Below are 15208 nucleotides of genomic sequence, written 5' to 3'. Positions count from 1 at the left end.
ATGGCCGAAAAACGAAAGCTGTTCGAGGACGTAGGAGAGGCGCAGGCCACGCGCCCCGTGGCCCAGGCTGGCGGCATTGACCGCGGGCGGGGTGGGGCACGCCGTGGCATCCGTATCTGGCTGTTCATCCTATTCGCATTGGTCTTTGTGATGATCGCCGTAGGCGGTCTGACCCGATTGACCGACAGTGGCCTGAGCATCACCGAATGGAAGCCCTTTACCGGAGCCATGCCGCCGATGAACGAGGCGGACTGGCAGTCGGAATTCGCCAAATACCAAGAGATTGACGAGTTTCAGGTCCAGAACTCCTGGATGGAACTGTCTGATTTCAAAGCAATCTACTGGTGGGAATGGGGCCATCGGCAGTTGGGGCGGGTGATTGGTCTGGTCTGGGCTGTCGGGTTCTTGTGGTTTCTCTTGCGTCGCCAGATCCCCGTTGGCTGGTCCGGGCGTTTGCTTGTCTTGGGCGGTCTTGGCGGTCTGCAGGGTGCGATCGGCTGGTGGATGGTGTCGTCGGGCGTCACCACCGGAGAGGCGGTTCTGGATGTCGCCAGCTACCGTTTGGCCACGCATCTGGGGCTTGCCTTTGTCATTCTTGGGTTCATCACCTGGTATGCGTTGCTCTTGGGCCGAAGCGAGCGTGACCTGATGCAGGCGCGACGCGCCAAGGAGGCGAAGCTGTTCGGCATGTCCACGGGCCTGTTGCATTTTGCCTTCCTGCAGATCCTATTGGGCGCGCTGGTCGCGGGGATCGATGCGGGGCGGTTCTTTGTCGATTGGCCGCTGATGCAGGGGCAGTTCTTTCCGCCTGACGCCTTCAGCATCACGCCGGTCTGGCGTAACTTCTTTGAAAACCCCGGGCTGGTGCAGTTCATGCACCGCATGGCGGGCTATCTGCTGTTTGCCTTTGCGATCGTGGTCTGGCTGCGCGGCCGTAAATCGGCGCATCCCAATACGCGCAAAGCGTTCAACCTGATGATGATCGCGATGCTGGGGCAGATAGCCTTGGGCATTGTGACCGTGATCAACGCCGCGCCGGTACATATCGCGATCTTCCATCAGGTGCTTGCCGTGGTGCTGTGGGTGCTGATCCTGCGCGCCCGCTTCCTGAGCGCCTATCCCATTCCGACATCTGTACGAGGTAAATCCTGATGAGTGCTTTTGATGAGCTGATGGCGTTCCAGCGCGAAACCGAGGCGCTGGCACAGGTCGCGGGCCGGTTGGGTTGGGATCAGGAGACCGTCATGCCACGCGGGGCCGCCCCGCAGCGTGGTGAGGAGATGGCGGCAATGGAAGGCGTGCTTCATGCGCGCCGTGTGGATCCGCGCATTCCCGAATGGCTGGACAGGATCGACGAGGCGGCGCTGAACCCCGTCGGACAAGCACAGCTGCGTGAAATCCGTCGCAGTCACGCGCGCAGCTCTAAAGTGCCCGCAGCCCTTGCCGCGCGCATCGCGCGGGTCACCTCGGAAGCGCAGGGCATCTGGGCCGAGGCGCGCGCCGCCGATGATGTCGCGGCCTTTGCGCCAACCTTGGCCGATGTGATCGCGTTGAAGCGCGAAGAAGGGCAGGCGCTGGCTGCTGGCGGCGATGTCTATGACGCGATGCTGGATGATTATGAACCCGGTGCGCGTGCTGCCGAGCTGGAGGCGATGTTCGGCGCATTGCGCCCCGAGCTGACGCGCCTGCGTGAAGCCGTGCGCGCCGCCGAAGCACCGCCGGTGCTAGAGGGCCGTTTTGACGCGGAGACCCAGATGAAGCTGACACGCCAGCTCGCCACCACCTTCGGCTATGATATGTCCATGGGGCGTGTCGACAAGGCCGTGCATCCGTTCTCAAGCGGGTCTGGGCTTGATGTGCGGATCACCACACGCACCAACGAGCTGGACCCGTTCAACTGTTTCTATTCCACCATCCACGAGGTCGGGCATGCCTGCTATGAGCAGGGCATCGACAAGGACTACCTTTTGACGCCGCTTGGGGCGGGGGTGTCTATGGGGGTGCACGAAAGTCAAAGCCGGATCTATGAAAACCAGCTTGGGCGCAGCCGTGCCTTTACCGGCTGGTTGTATCGTCAGATGCGCGATGCCTTCGGTGATTTTGGCGTGGCGGATGAGGAAACCTTCTACCGCATCGTCAACCGTGTCTCTGACGGCTATATCCGGACCGAGGCCGACGAGCTGCAATACAATTTGCACGTGCTTTTGCGGTTTGATCTGGAACGCGCTTTGATGGCCGGTGATCTGCAGGTCGATGATCTGGAAGCCGCGTGGAACGACAGGTTCGAAGCCGATTTCGGCTATGCGGTTGACCGGCCCTCGAATGGCGTGCTGCAAGATGTACATTGGTCGGTCGGGTTGTTCGGCTATTTCCCCACATATTCCTTGGGCAACGTCTATGCCGGGTGCCTGAATACGGCGCTGCGCCGCGATGTACCGGAACTGGATGCGCAATTGGCGCAGGGCGATACTTCTGCGGCGACGGGCTGGCTACGCGAGAATGTCCAGCGCCACGGCGGGCTTTACGCCCCGCGGGATTTGATCACGCGCGCCACCGGGGAGCAGCCGAGCGAGGCCCCCTTGCTTTCTTATTTGACGGAGAAATTCAGCACTCTATATGCATTATAGTCTGGCCGAGCCCGAAAACGGTCGGTTGAATTGCATTTACTTGATCTGATGACCCTAGCGTCAATATCAAGTTTGCTATTGCGCCTGAAATATGCGATATGATGATCAAGATTTTTGACCTTCGCAAACTGGAGAAATTATTATGACACGCTTTACAGCATTTGCCGCCGCGCTTTTGATGACTGCCGGCGCAGCTTCCGCCCAAGTTACAACCCAAGCCGCTGTTGGTGGTGATTCCGGCGTTGCCGGCTACCCAACCACAGTTGTTGGCGAAAACGGCGTTACCTACGCTTGCCAAGCACCTACCGAAATCGATGGCATCATTGCACGTCGTTGCATCGATCCAAGCGCCGCTGGTGGCGTTGGCTTTGAAAGCCTGAGCCCTGCCGCAGCCGGTGGTATCGCAGCGGTTATCGTTGCAGTTGCAGTTATCGCAAGCAACGATGACGACGCAAACGGCACAAACGGTTCCAACGGTACGTAAGCAATACAGATCTGACGATCTGAGAGTTTCGAAAACGCCCCCTCGGGGGCGTTTTTTTTTGGGTTTCCAATCCGTAGCGCGCAAAGAAAAAGCCGCCCACTCAGGAAGAGGGGCGGCTTTTAGCAGTCTGTCAGGCGACTTACGCCTCAGGCGTTGCGATCTCGTCGTCGCCGGTTTCATCACCTTGGTCTGCGATCCAGGCAACGCTTACCACAACTTCGCCGCGGCCGGTGTCAAAGACTTTGACGCCACCGGCACTGCGCGACCGGAAGGAAATCCCCTCTACCGGGACGCGAATCGATTGCCCTTTAGAGGTCGCGAGCATGATCTGATCATCCATCTCGACAGGGAAGGAGGCGACGATATCGCCACCGCGCATCGCTTTGTCCATCGCGGTCACACCCAGGCCACCACGCCCGCGCACGGGATAGTCGTGGCTGGAGGATAGTTTGCCCGCGCCTTTTTCGGTGATTGTCAGCAGCAGATTCTCGGCCGCGGACATTTCGGCGTAGCGCTCTTGCGAGAAATTCGGATCGGCGGGGGCTTCGTCTTCGTCGCCTTCCGCATCATCGGCCAGACCGGCCATCGCGCGGCGCATCTTGAGGTAGGCCGTCCGCTCTTCCGAGCTGGCGTCGAAGTGACGGATGATCGACATGGAGACGACCTTGTCATCGCCGTTCAGCTTGATCCCACGCACCCCGACAGAGGCGCGGCTGTTAAAGACGCGCACATCCGTCGCTGGGAAGCGGATCGCGCGGCCCGAATTGGTCACCAGCATGACATCATCTTCATTCGACGCGATGCGTGCGTTGATCAGCGTGGTGTCGGCGTGGTCGTCCTCGAACTTCATGGCGATCTTGCCGTTGCGCATGACGTTGGTGAAATCCGACAGCTTGTTCCGGCGCACGGTGCCCGCGGATGTCGCAAAGACCACCTGCAGATCGTCCCATTCTTTTTCGTCACGGTCCACGGGCATAATCGCCGCGATGGAAACGCCGGTCGGGATGGGCAGGATATTAACGATCGCCTTGCCCTTTGACGTGCGCCCGCCTTGAGGCAAGCGCCAGGTCTTGAGCTTGTAGACCATGCCGTCGGTCGTAAAGAACAGCAGTTGCGTGTGGGTATTGGCAACGAAGAGGGTGGTGACGACGTCCTCTTCCTTCGTTTGCATGCCCGAAACACCTTTGCCGCCGCGACGTTGGCTGCGGAAATCGACCAGCGGGGTGCGTTTGATATAGCCGCCGGAGGTTACGGTCACGACCATATCCTCGCGCGCGATCAGGTCTTCGTCGTCCATGTCGCCGGACCAGTCGACGATCTCTGTGCGGCGCGGCACGGCAAACTGGTCTTTCACCTCGGCCAGCTCGTCCGATATGATGCCCATGATCCGTTCGCGGCTGCCCAGAATTTCCAGGTATTCCTTGATCTTCTTGGCCAGTTCTTCCAGCTCGTCGGTGACCTCTTTCACCCCGATCTGTGTCAGACGCTGCAAACGCAGTTCCAGAATGGCGCGGGCCTGTGCTTCGGACAGATTATAGGTGCCGTCGTCGTTGGCGGTATGTGTCGGATCGTCGATCAATGCGATATATTGCAGGATCTGTTCCGCGGGCCAACGGCGGGTCATCAGCTTTTCGCGCGCTTCTGCGGCATCGGCAGAAGGACCGGATGGTGGCGACGACCTCGTCGATATTGGTAACGGCCACGGCCAGACCACACAGGATGTGGCTGCGTTCACGCGCCTTGCGCAGCAGATAGGCAGTGCGGCGGGCGACGACATCTTCGCGGAAATCGATGAAGGATGTCAGGAACTTGCGCAGGGTCAGCTGTTCGGGCCGGCCGCCGTTGAGCGCCAGCATGTTACAGCCGAAATAGGTCTGCATCGGGGTGAAACGGTAAAGCTGGTTCATCACCACTTCGGCCGTCGCGTCGCGCTTCAGCTCGATCACAACCCGCACGCCGTTGCGGTCAAATTCGTCCTGAACATGGGCGATGCCGTCGATCTTCTTCTCGCGCACCTGCTCGGCGATCTTTTCGATCATGGTGGATTTGTTCACCTGATAGCAGATCTCGTCGATGACGATGGCGAAACGGTCTTTACGAATCTCTTCGACACGGGTTTTGGCCCGCATGATCACACTGCCGCGCCCCTCAAGATAGGCTTTGCGCGCGCCCGAACGACCCAACATGATCCCGCCGGTGGGGAAGTCGGGGCCGGGGATATATTCGATCAGCTCTTCCGAGGTCAGATCGGGGTTCTCGATCAGGGCCTGACAGGCGTCGATCACTTCGCCCAAGTTATGCGGCGGGATGTTGGTCGCCATACCAACGGCGATACCGCCCGCGCCATTGACCAGCATGTTCGGGAAACGTGCAGGCAAAACAGTAGGTTCGCGTTCTTTGCCATCGTAGTTGTCGATGAAATCAACGGTTTCCTTGTCCAGATCGCCGGTCATGAAGGACGCGACCTTATCAAGGCGGGATTCCGTATAACGCATCGCCGCAGCGCTATCGCCGTCCATCGAGCCAAAGTTACCCTGACCGTCAATCAGCGGCAGCGACATAGAGAAGTCCTGCGCCATGCGGACCAGAGCGTCATAGATCGCGCTGTCCCCATGCGGGTGATAGGAACCCATCACGTCGCCCACGGACTTTGCCGACTTGCGGTAGGCTTTTTCGTGGGTGATGCCTTTTTCATACATCGAATAGATGATGCGGCGGTGAACCGGTTTCAGCCCGTCTCGCAGGTCGGGAATGGCGCGCGAAACGATGACCGACATGGCGTAATCCAGATAGGATGTCCGCATCTCGTGTTCGATATTGACCGAGGGGCCATCATATACGGGGCGCGTAGCCGGGATTTCGTCATCGTTTTCAGGGGTTTCTGGCGTGTCGTTCACGTAATCTGCCTAGCTCTTGCTGGTTCTATATCTTGCGGTTTTGTATAGCAGACGGGGCATATCGGGTGCAATGCCTGCGGCCTTGGCAGGCGGGGATTCACTTGCTCATCAGGCTAAGTTGTTGAAATGTAATGATACTAAATCCGGCGTGATTTTTGTGGCGTAACGTCAATGTCAATTGGTGGTTCAAGCCCGCGCGTTTGGGGTAGGCTAAAGCAAAACGAGGGGGAGGCATCTACGTGCAACAGATATTGGTCAATCAAAACGCAATCACCGAAACCCGCATGCTCGAGGCGGAGGGAGAGCCGCTGGCACCGGGGCAGGCGCGTCTTGCGATCGAAAGCTTCGCGGTGACATCGAACAATGTAACCTATGCGGCGGCGGGTTTCGATATCGGCTATTGGCAGTTTTTCCCGACGTCCGAAAACGGATGGGGGATCGTGCCCGTATGGGGGACTGCAAAAGTCGTCGAAAGCCGCACAGATGTGCTTGAGGTCGGCACGCGGTTGTATGGATTTTATCCAATGGCCTCCGAGCTGGTGATCACGCCTGAAAAAGGCGCGGCGGGTCTGGTGGATGCGGCGGCACATCGCGCGAAACTGCCCTTGATCTATAATCAGTACACGCCCGTCAAAACCGCCCCCGCATCAGAAGGATCACCTGCGCGCCTTGCTGCAACCGCTGCTGGCGACGTCGTATCTGATTTACGACTGGCTACTGGATAATGATTTCTTCGATGCCAAGCAGATTATTGTGGGCAGCGCATCGTCCAAGACCGGATTGGGTCTGTGCAGCTATCTCGCCGAGGCAGAGGCGCGCGGGGTCAAGATCGTGGGCCTCACGTCTTCTGGCAATCGCGCCTTTGTCGAAGGTTTGGGGCATTGCGATACGGTGCTGACCTACGACCAGATCGACGCGCTGGACCATGTCCCATCCGTCTATGTCGATATGTCCGGCAATAGTACGGTCAAAGCCAAACTGCACAGCACGTTGAAAAATCAGCTGAAACATTCCTCGGCTGTCGGGCTGAGCCATTGGGATCAGTTCACCCCGACAGCCCCGTTGGATGGCCCCAAGCCGCAATTCTTCTTTGCGCCCTCACAGGTCGCCAAGCGGCGCGAGGAATGGGGCCCCGGCAAGATCGAGGCGCAGATCACCGCCGCGTGGAAGCGCATCGCGGCCAGCGCATCCGATTGGATGGAGGTGCAGGTGCATGACGGCGTGGCCGATGCGGAAGAGGTCTATGCCACCCTCGCACGAGGGGAGGCCGACCCCAAGGTCGGCGCGATCATCCGCCCCTAGTGCTGTGCGGGAGCGGGGTCAGGCCGAACAGCTTGCCCCGCCCAAGACGCAGAATTTGGCGCAATGAGGGTGGTTCAGGGCAACATCTTTTTCCGCTTCTTCCAGCGAATGGCCCAGCTCGAACTCTTCGGTGTAGGGCAGCAGGGTGCAGGCCAGCACGGCAGGGGTCGCGGCACCTTTGCGCTTTACCACCATACGCGAGCTTGAACACATCACCGCATCGGGAGATTTATCCAGGATTCCCCAGCAGGCGGTGGTGATTTCGGGCACTTCGACGGTTTCATCCATCTCAGGGAAAAGCACTGTCATCCCAGGGTCTTGCGGGTCGATGTCAAAGCTGTGTTCCGCGTAAAATGCCCCGTATCCGGCGCGGCTGTCTTCGTCTGTGGCGCCAAAAACCGACCGCCCTGCAACGGCCATGCGGATGTTATTGTCGCGCAGCCATTTCATGCCGGTCACTGTCTTTTCCAGCGCGCCCGCGCCGCGCTCTGCGTCATGCAGATCGGTGCGGTAGTGATCGACGGAAATGCGCAATGTCAGCTTGCCGGGATAGGCTTCGTTCAGGCGCACCAGCCCCGCTTGCACCGATTTACGCATCATCGGGCGCATGGCATTGGTCAGGATCAGCACGTCATATCCGGCGGCCAGCGAGGCTTCGGTGATCTCGATCATCTGCGGGTTCATGAACGGCTCACCGCCGGTAAAGGCAATCTCTGTCACCGGCCAGTTGCGCTGCGTGATTTGCCCCAGATAATCGCGCACCTCGTCGGCGGTGATATAGACCAGCGCATCATTCGTCGGGCTGGACGCGATATAGCAGTTCACACATTCAATGTTGCACAGGGTGCCGGTGTTGAACCACAGGGTCTGCGGGTTTGTCAGGCTGACAGTCGCGCGGGGTTCGCCCTTGGCCGTCAGGGCAGGGTCCTGAAATTTACCAATATTTGCGTCGACAACGTCTTTCATAGGAAACCGGGCCTCACCTGTATAAATTACTTTTCTTTGTCTATGCGAATGGTATGCGCAATAAAACCCCGTGTCATTTGGTGCACAGACTTGTGAAAAACGGAAATCTCGGTATGTTTGCGCTAACATCACATCTCGGCACCCAAACGTCGTAGCCTCGCGACAAGGAGCATCCATATGGTATCACGCGTCATTCCGGTCGATCCTTTTGATCTGGTGATTTTCGGCGGCACAGGCGATCTGGCGCGCCGCAAGATCCTGCCCGGCTTGTTCCGGCGCTTTTGCGCAGGGCAGATGCCCGAAAACGCCCGTGTCATTGGTGCCGCGCGCACAGAAATGGACCGGGCGGGCTACCAGCAGATGATCCGCGAGGCGATTGCCGAATTCAACGGCGACTTCGAGCACGAGAAGGCGCAGCTGGACGGGTTCATCGACCGGCTGGAATATGTCGCGATTGACGCCAAAGGCGAGGACGGCTGGGCCGAGTTGCAAAAGCTCATGGCCGGGACCGAACGGGTAGAGGCCTATTATTTCTCCGTCTCGCCCGCCTTGTTCGGTGATCTGGCGGAACGTCTGCAACAATGGGGCATGGCTGACGCGCAAAGCCGGATCGTCGTCGAAAAGCCCTTTGGCCGCGACCTGAAAACCGCGCAGGCGCTCAACGCCACGCTCGCCAAGTATTTCGACGAAAGCCAGATCTACCGGATCGACCACTATCTGGGTAAAGAGACGGTGCAAAATCTGATGGCTGTGCGGTTTGGCAACATGCTGTTCGAGCCGCTGTGGAACAGCCAATATGTCGATCACATCCAGATCACCGTGGCCGAAACCGTCGGCGTTGGGGGCAGGGGCGAATATTACGACAAATCGGGTGCCATGCGCGATATGGTGCAAAACCACCTGATGCAGCTTTTGTGCCTGATCGCGATGGAGCCGCCCGCGCGGTTTGACCCCGACGCGGTACGCGATGAAAAGCTCAAGGTGATCCGCGCGCTGGACCCTGTGCTGCCGCATCACATCGCCCGCGGTCAATATCAGGCGGAACCGTGCAACGAGGCCGAACAACCCGGTTACCGTACCGCTGTGGGGGATCCACGCTCGCGCACCGAAAGCTTCGTCGCGCTGAAAACCCACATCAGTAACTGGCGGTGGGCTGGCACGCCTTTTTATCTACGTACCGGCAAACGCATGGCGGCGCGGTCCTCCGAGATCACGGTCGTCTTCAAGGAGACACCCCATTCGATTTTTGCAGAAGACGCAGGCCGCCACCGCAATGTTCTGTCGATCCGTTTGCAGCCGAACGAAGGCATCACCCTTGGCGTGACGATCAAGGAACCGGGCCCGGGCGGCATGCGTTTGGTGGACGTACCCTTGGATATGACATTCGCCGACGCTTTGGGGCCTGAAGGCTCCGAACAGGTAGACGCCTATGAACGTCTGATCATGGACGTGATCCGTGGCAACCAGACCCTGTTCATGCGCGGCGACGAGGTAGAGGCCGCTTGGGCCTGGACCGACCCGATCATCCAGGGCTGGGAAGCGCGCAATGATGTGCCCAAACCCTACGACAGCGGGTCCGACGGCCCGACAGATGCCAACGAACTGATGCGCCGTGACCAGCGCCAATGGCGGGAGTATTCTGCATGAAGTTGATCGAATATGCTGACCGCGAAGTCCTTGCGATGGACCTCGCCAATCTGATCGCAGGGGAGCTGAAGAACGCCCTGCTGTCCCATGACACGGTCAGCTTTGCGGTGCCGGGCGGAACAACCCCGGGGCCGATCTTTGACAGCCTGAGCGCGGCCAATCTTGATTGGGCGCGGGTGCAGGTCATGCTGGGTGACGAACGCTGGGTCGTCCCCGACCACGAGATGTCGAACGCGCGGCTCTTGCGCAAACGCCTGCTGGTGGGTCGCGCGGCCGAGGCAGCGTTCACCCCGTTCTATATCGACGGGCTGACCTCGGCCGAGGCCGCAGAAACGCTGTCCCCCCAGATCGAATCCCGATTGCCGCTGTCGGTGCTGTTGCTGGGCATGGGCGCGGATATGCACACGGCTTCGCTCTTTCCCGGTTCCAACGGGCTGGAGGCGGCGATGGCCGCGGACGCGCCGGCGCTCTGTCCGATCGATGTCGACGGGCAGGACATCGGGCGCATCACCCTGTCGCGCAGGGTGCTGGAAGGCGCAATGTCAAAACATCTTGTGATCTTTGGCGATGAAAAACGTGCAGCGGTGGAACAGGCGCAAAGCCTGCCGGCCCTTCAGGCCCCCATCGGCGCAGTATTGAACGAGGCAACAGTACATTGGGCACCATGACGCAGTTTGATGATTTGATCCGTATGCAGGCGGCGGTGCAAGACCGCTCTATCCTGTCGTTGTTCGAAACAGCCGATCGCGCCCAGACGTTCAGCGCGCAGACCGGCGACATGTTGTTCGACTTCTCCAAAACCAATCTTGACCGCGATACGATGGATGCGCTGCTGGCACTGGTAGACGCCGCCGACGTGCCCGCGCGTCGCGATGCGATGTTCGCAGGCGAAAAGATCAACGAGACCGAAGACCGCGCCGTATTGCACACCGCGCTACGCAATCTTGATGGTGGCGCGGTGATGGTGGATGGGGCGGATGTGATGCCCGGCGTCCATGATACGCTCGACCGGATGCGCGGTTTCGCGGATCAGATCCGCAGCAGCGACATCACGGATGTGGTGAATATCGGGATCGGCGGGTCCGATCTTGGGCCCGCGATGGCGGTGCAGGCGCTCTCGCCCTATCATGACGGGCCGCGCTGCCACTTCGTGTCGAATGTCGACGGGGCGCATATCTCGGACACGCTCCGCGGGCTTGATGCGAAAACCACATTGGTGATCGTCGCTTCCAAGACCTTCACCACGATCGAGACGATGACCAACGCCCGCACCGCACGTGCGTGGATGACAGAGAATGGCGGCGATCCGGCAAAGCAGTTTGCCGCCCTGAGCACAGCGCAGGACAAGACCAGCGATTTCGGCATCGATGCGGATCAGGTCTTTGGCTTCGAAGACTGGGTCGGCGGGCGCTATTCCGTCTGGGGGCCCATTGGCCTGTCGCTGATGATCGCCATTGGCCCACGCGCCTTTGATGCGTTTCTGCGCGGCGGGCAGGCGATGGACCGTCACTTCTGCGCGGCCGCCCCCCATGAGAACATGCCCATGCTGCTGGCCTTGGTTGGCATCTGGCACAATCAGATCTGCGGCTATGCCACCCGCGCTGTGCTGCCCTATGACCAGCGGTTGGGGCAACTGCCCGATTACCTCCAGCAGCTTGAGATGGAATCCAACGGCAAGTCGACCCTGATGGATGGCAGCACCGCGCCCTATCACACGGGCCCCGTCGTCTGGGGGGCTGCGGGCACCAATGGCCAGCACGCGTTCTATCAGCTGATCCACCAAGGCACCCGCGTTATTCCTTGCGAATTCCTGATCGCGGCCAATGGGCACGAGCCGGACCTGACACATCACCACAAGCTGCTGATCGCCAATTGTCTTGCGCAATCCGAAGCTTTGATGCGCGGTCGATCCTTGCAAGACGCGTCAGAGCTGATGGCGGCAAAAGGTCTGACGGGTGCCGAGCTGGACCGTCAGGCACGCCACCGCGTCTTCCCCGGTAACCGCCCCTCGACCACGCTCAGCTACCCTCTGCTCGACCCGTTCACCCTGGGGCAGATCATCGCGCTGTATGAACATCGCGTCTTTGTGGAAGGGGTCATCCTGGGCATCAATTCCTACGACCAATGGGGCGTAGAACTGGGCAAAGAGCTCGCCACCTCTTTGCAGCCCATCGTCGAGGGCGCGGCACCTGCCACCGATAAAGACGGCTCGACCGCCGCTCTTGTCGCCTTTATTGCAAAACACGCCGATTAGGATCACGGCTTCATTTTGCCAAATAAACTCCGGGGAGTGTGAGGGGCAGCGCCCCTCATCCCCAACTTCGCCCACAGCGCTGCAGGTTACCCGTTCAGCGCGATGTCATAGGTCACCCAGCCCGTGCGGGTCGCCAGCTGGTCGTAGGCCCCACGCCCGCGATAGTTATCCTCTGCCGTGATCCAGCGCAGCGTGCCCCAGCCGTTGTTTTTCGCCACCGTCTCAACCGCTTTGATCAGCGCCTGCGCGGCCCCGGTACCGCGGGCCTGCTGGCTGACAAACAGATCATCCAGAAAACAGTTCGTCACCGCGCGCAGCTGGCTGACAAAGGGGCGGTAATGAGTAAATCCGACAAGCGTGCCGCTGGCATCCTGCGCCACGATGCAATTGCTGCCGTGATCGGGGTCCATCAGCCAGCCAAAGACGGTTTCACGCATCTGCGGCGTCTGATCGACCTTGTAGAAGGCGGCGTAGCCGGCAAAAAGCGCTTCCCAAGCACTGCGATCCGCGGCGTCCATCGGGCGGGTGGTGACTGTCATATCTTATGTTCCTTTCGATGCATGCGCGCGCGGCGGTTACCCCTCGGGGCGGGCGTTTTCAGTCTGCTCAAAATATTGTTTCAAACGGTCGGGCAGGGGATACCGACCGGAGCCGTCCCGTTCCAGCAGTACCAAAATACACTCGAACGTCGCCCGCAGTTCGCGGCCTACCCAAACCTCTTGCGCCAAAGCGTAAGAGGTGTTGCGAAAGCTGGTGCAGCGGCAGGTCACGATGTAATTCTCGCGCTCCAGCATCTCTTGCAGATAGCGGATCGACCCTGACCGGATCACCACGCGCGGGCCGGGGCTGTCGATCAGCCCGCGTTCCACCAATGACTGCGTATAGCGGATGCGCAGCCGTTCGAACCATTCGAAATAGACGGTGTTATTGACGTGGTTGTTGGTGTCCAGATCAGAGAAGCGGACCTGATCTGCCATGGCCAGCGGTTGCGGTGTTGGCATACCGGCGGCGCGTTGCTGATCGGGGGAAAGGGGCGTGTGATAAATAACTGTCATGAACCCTGCGTAAGCAGCAATGAGGGCGCTTGCAAGACTGGGGTGATTTGTCCATTTTGCACCCAACGAGTAATTGGGAGGATGCGCCATGCTTGGCCAAATGATGAATAAACCGCTGCTGATTTCGAGCTTGATCGAACACGCACAACGCTTTCACGGCGAGACAGAGATTGTCTCTGTCAAGACCACCGGCGGGTTGGAGCAGACCTCTTGGGGTCAAGTTGCGCGCAACGCCCGTGCGCTGGCTTCTGCGCTGACAAATCTGGGGCTGGACCCGCAGGCGCGCTGCGGCACCATCGCCTGGAACAACCGCCGTCACCTTGAAATCTACTTTGGTGCATCGGGCGGCGGCTTCGTCTGCCACACCATCAACCCGCGTCTCTTCCCCGAACAGCTTGTCTATATCCTGAACCACGCCGAAGATAAGGTGCTGTTCATCGACAAGACGTTTGTGCCGCTGATTGCGGGCATTCAGGACAAGCTTGAACACCTTGAGCATGTCGTGCTGATGGAAGGCACCGATGAAGAAGCCGCCGCGCAACTGCCCGGAATCAAGTTCTATGACGACCTGATCGCCAGTGGCGACCCAGAGTTCATCTGGCCAGATCTGGACGAGAACACCGCCTCCAGCCTGTGCTACACTTCGGGCACCACGGGTAACCCCAAGGGCGTTCTTTATTCACACCGTTCGACCGTGTTGCACAGCTTTGGGATCAACCTGGCCGACAGCATTGCGATCACGGCCAAGGATGTGGTGCTGCCCGTCGTCCCGATGTTCCACGTCAACGCCTGGGGCGCGCCCTATGCCTGCGCTATGGTTGGCGCGGCGATGGTCATGCCCGGTCCCGGTCTGGATGGCCCATCGCTGGTGAAACTGATCGACACCAACCATGTGTCGCTGGCGCTTGGCGTTCCAACCATCTGGCTGGGGCTGCTGAACGAGGCGGATAAGATCGGCAGCAAGCTGGAAAGCCTGCAGCGTACGGTCGTTGGCGGCTCTGCCTGCCCGCCGTCGATGATGACCGCCTTCCGCGAGAAATACGGGGTAGAGACGATCCACGCCTGGGGCATGACAGAGATGTCGCCCGTTGGCAGCATCAACCAATTGCTGGCCAAACACACCAAGCTTCCTGCCGACGCGCAAAACAAGCTGCGCGAAAATCAGGGTCGTCCCGTCTTTGGTGTGGATCTTGAAATCCTTGATGACGACGGCAATCCCGTGGCGCATGACGGCGTGACGCAGGGCGATCTGGTCACCAAAGGCTACTGGATTCTCGACAGCTATTTCCGCAAGACCCGCAGCGAGACGCTGAACAAGGACGGTTGGTTCGACACGGGCGATGTGGCGACAATGGACCCCGACGGCTATGTCACGATCCGCGATCGGTCAAAAGACATCATCAAGTCGGGCGGCGAATGGATCAGCTCGGTCGAGCTTGAAAACATCGCGATCGGTCACCCGCAAATCGCGGATGCGGCCGTCATCGGTGCCCGTCACGAGAAATGGGACGAACGTCCGATCCTGATTGCGGTGAAAGCCGAAGGCCAGGACCCGAGCGAGGCAGAGATTCTGTCGATCTTCGAAGATAAGATCGCCAAATGGCAGATCCCTGATCGCGTCGTCTTTACCGACGCATTGCCGCGCAACGCGACCGGCAAGGTGTTGAAACGCGATCTGCGCGAAAGCTTCGGCGAAGTGCTGATCAACGGCTAATGAATGCTTCACCGGGGCAGGCTGCTGCCCCGGTGACTGAGCTTTCTACTGTCCCACAGTATAGAATATATGCGGGGCAGGAGCGTTATATGTGGTCTTCAGAAGGGCGCATTATGAAGCGGAGACATTGACCTTAAACGTAGGTCTGTCGCCGACAGTGGCACCTCGTACAGACTTTTTGCGGCATGGTTGTACTGTCACGCCAGCGATGAATACCAAATTTGCACGGCACGCGCGAAAGCGCCCGGACGAGCTTCGAAAA

At 59.5% G+C, this 15208-nt stretch carries 10 protein-coding genes and 2 pseudogenes; 8 read left to right on the top strand and 4 right to left on the bottom strand.

The window, feature by feature from the left end; genetic code table 11:
* From ctaA to SJY36_RS09105, 3 genes are all read left to right on the top strand, one after another.
* On the top strand, positions 1–1152 hold the full coding sequence (gene ctaA / locus SJY36_RS09115; protein WP_037944373.1) for a heme A synthase: 1152 nt from the start codon (positions 1–3) through the stop codon (positions 1150–1152).
* Positions 1152–2627: a carboxypeptidase M32 gene (locus SJY36_RS09110; protein ID WP_386174460.1), complete on the top strand. Its 1476-nt coding sequence runs from the start codon at positions 1152–1154 to the stop codon at positions 2625–2627. Before ctaA ends, SJY36_RS09110 begins: the two co-directional genes overlap by 1 nt.
* A 142-nt stretch (positions 2628–2769) precedes the next feature.
* Complete coding sequence (locus SJY36_RS09105) at positions 2770–3111, top strand: hypothetical protein (RefSeq protein ID WP_386174457.1); 342 nt, start codon at positions 2770–2772, stop codon at positions 3109–3111.
* Positions 3112–3250: 139 nt separating this feature from the next.
* Here SJY36_RS09105 and gyrA read toward each other — a convergent pair.
* A pseudogene (gene gyrA, locus SJY36_RS09100) lies at positions 3251–6008 on the bottom strand (DNA gyrase subunit A).
* 284 nt (positions 6009–6292) lie between these two features.
* On the opposite strand from gyrA, the pseudogene SJY36_RS09095 reads away from it, so the two are divergent.
* Positions 6293–7310: pseudogene (locus tag SJY36_RS09095) on the top strand (DUF2855 family protein).
* 18 nt (positions 7311–7328) lie between these two features.
* Here SJY36_RS09095 and SJY36_RS09090 read toward each other — a convergent pair.
* Positions 7329–8276, bottom strand: coding sequence for a radical SAM protein (locus tag SJY36_RS09090; RefSeq protein WP_009824723.1), 948 nt, complete (start codon positions 8274–8276; stop codon positions 7329–7331).
* Between the two features lie 177 nt (positions 8277–8453).
* On the opposite strand from SJY36_RS09090, the gene zwf reads away from it, so the two are divergent.
* From zwf to pgi, 3 genes are read left to right on the top strand one after another with little or no spacing between them, the layout of a single operon-like run.
* Entirely contained in the window at positions 8454–9923 is a 1470-nt protein-coding gene (gene zwf, locus SJY36_RS09085) for a glucose-6-phosphate dehydrogenase (RefSeq protein WP_064216451.1), read from the top strand.
* Complete coding sequence (pgl, locus tag SJY36_RS09080; protein WP_386174454.1) at positions 9920–10591, top strand: 6-phosphogluconolactonase; 672 nt, start codon at positions 9920–9922, stop codon at positions 10589–10591. Before zwf ends, pgl begins: the two co-directional genes overlap by 4 nt.
* Positions 10588–12177, top strand: coding sequence for a glucose-6-phosphate isomerase (gene pgi / locus SJY36_RS09075; protein WP_386174451.1), 1590 nt, complete (start codon positions 10588–10590; stop codon positions 12175–12177). Before pgl ends, pgi begins: the two co-directional genes overlap by 4 nt.
* A gap of 86 nt (positions 12178–12263) precedes the next feature.
* On the opposite strand, the gene SJY36_RS09070 is transcribed toward pgi, so the two are convergent.
* A complete protein-coding gene (locus SJY36_RS09070; RefSeq protein ID WP_386174448.1) occupies positions 12264–12716 on the bottom strand; it encodes a GNAT family N-acetyltransferase in 453 nt (150 codons plus the stop codon).
* 36 nt (positions 12717–12752) lie between these two features.
* Positions 12753–13232 carry a thioesterase family protein gene (locus SJY36_RS09065; RefSeq protein WP_005853740.1) on the bottom strand — a complete coding sequence of 160 codons (480 nt, stop codon included), beginning with the start codon at positions 13230–13232 and terminating at the stop codon, positions 12753–12755.
* An 88-nt stretch (positions 13233–13320) separates the two neighbouring features.
* On the opposite strand from SJY36_RS09065, the gene SJY36_RS09060 reads away from it, so the two are divergent.
* Positions 13321–14946, top strand: a complete 1626-nt coding sequence (locus SJY36_RS09060) for a long-chain fatty acid--CoA ligase (RefSeq protein WP_037944362.1) — start codon at positions 13321–13323, stop codon at positions 14944–14946.
* Positions 14947–15208 lie beyond the last annotated feature (262 nt).

Origin of the sequence: Sulfitobacter sp. R86518, from assembly GCF_042466275.1 — a bacterium.
Classification (GTDB): domain Bacteria; phylum Pseudomonadota; class Alphaproteobacteria; order Rhodobacterales; family Rhodobacteraceae; genus Sulfitobacter; species Sulfitobacter pontiacus.
The sequence above is the reverse complement of the archived record's forward strand: the minus strand, read 5'-3'. Positions and strand labels throughout refer to the sequence as shown.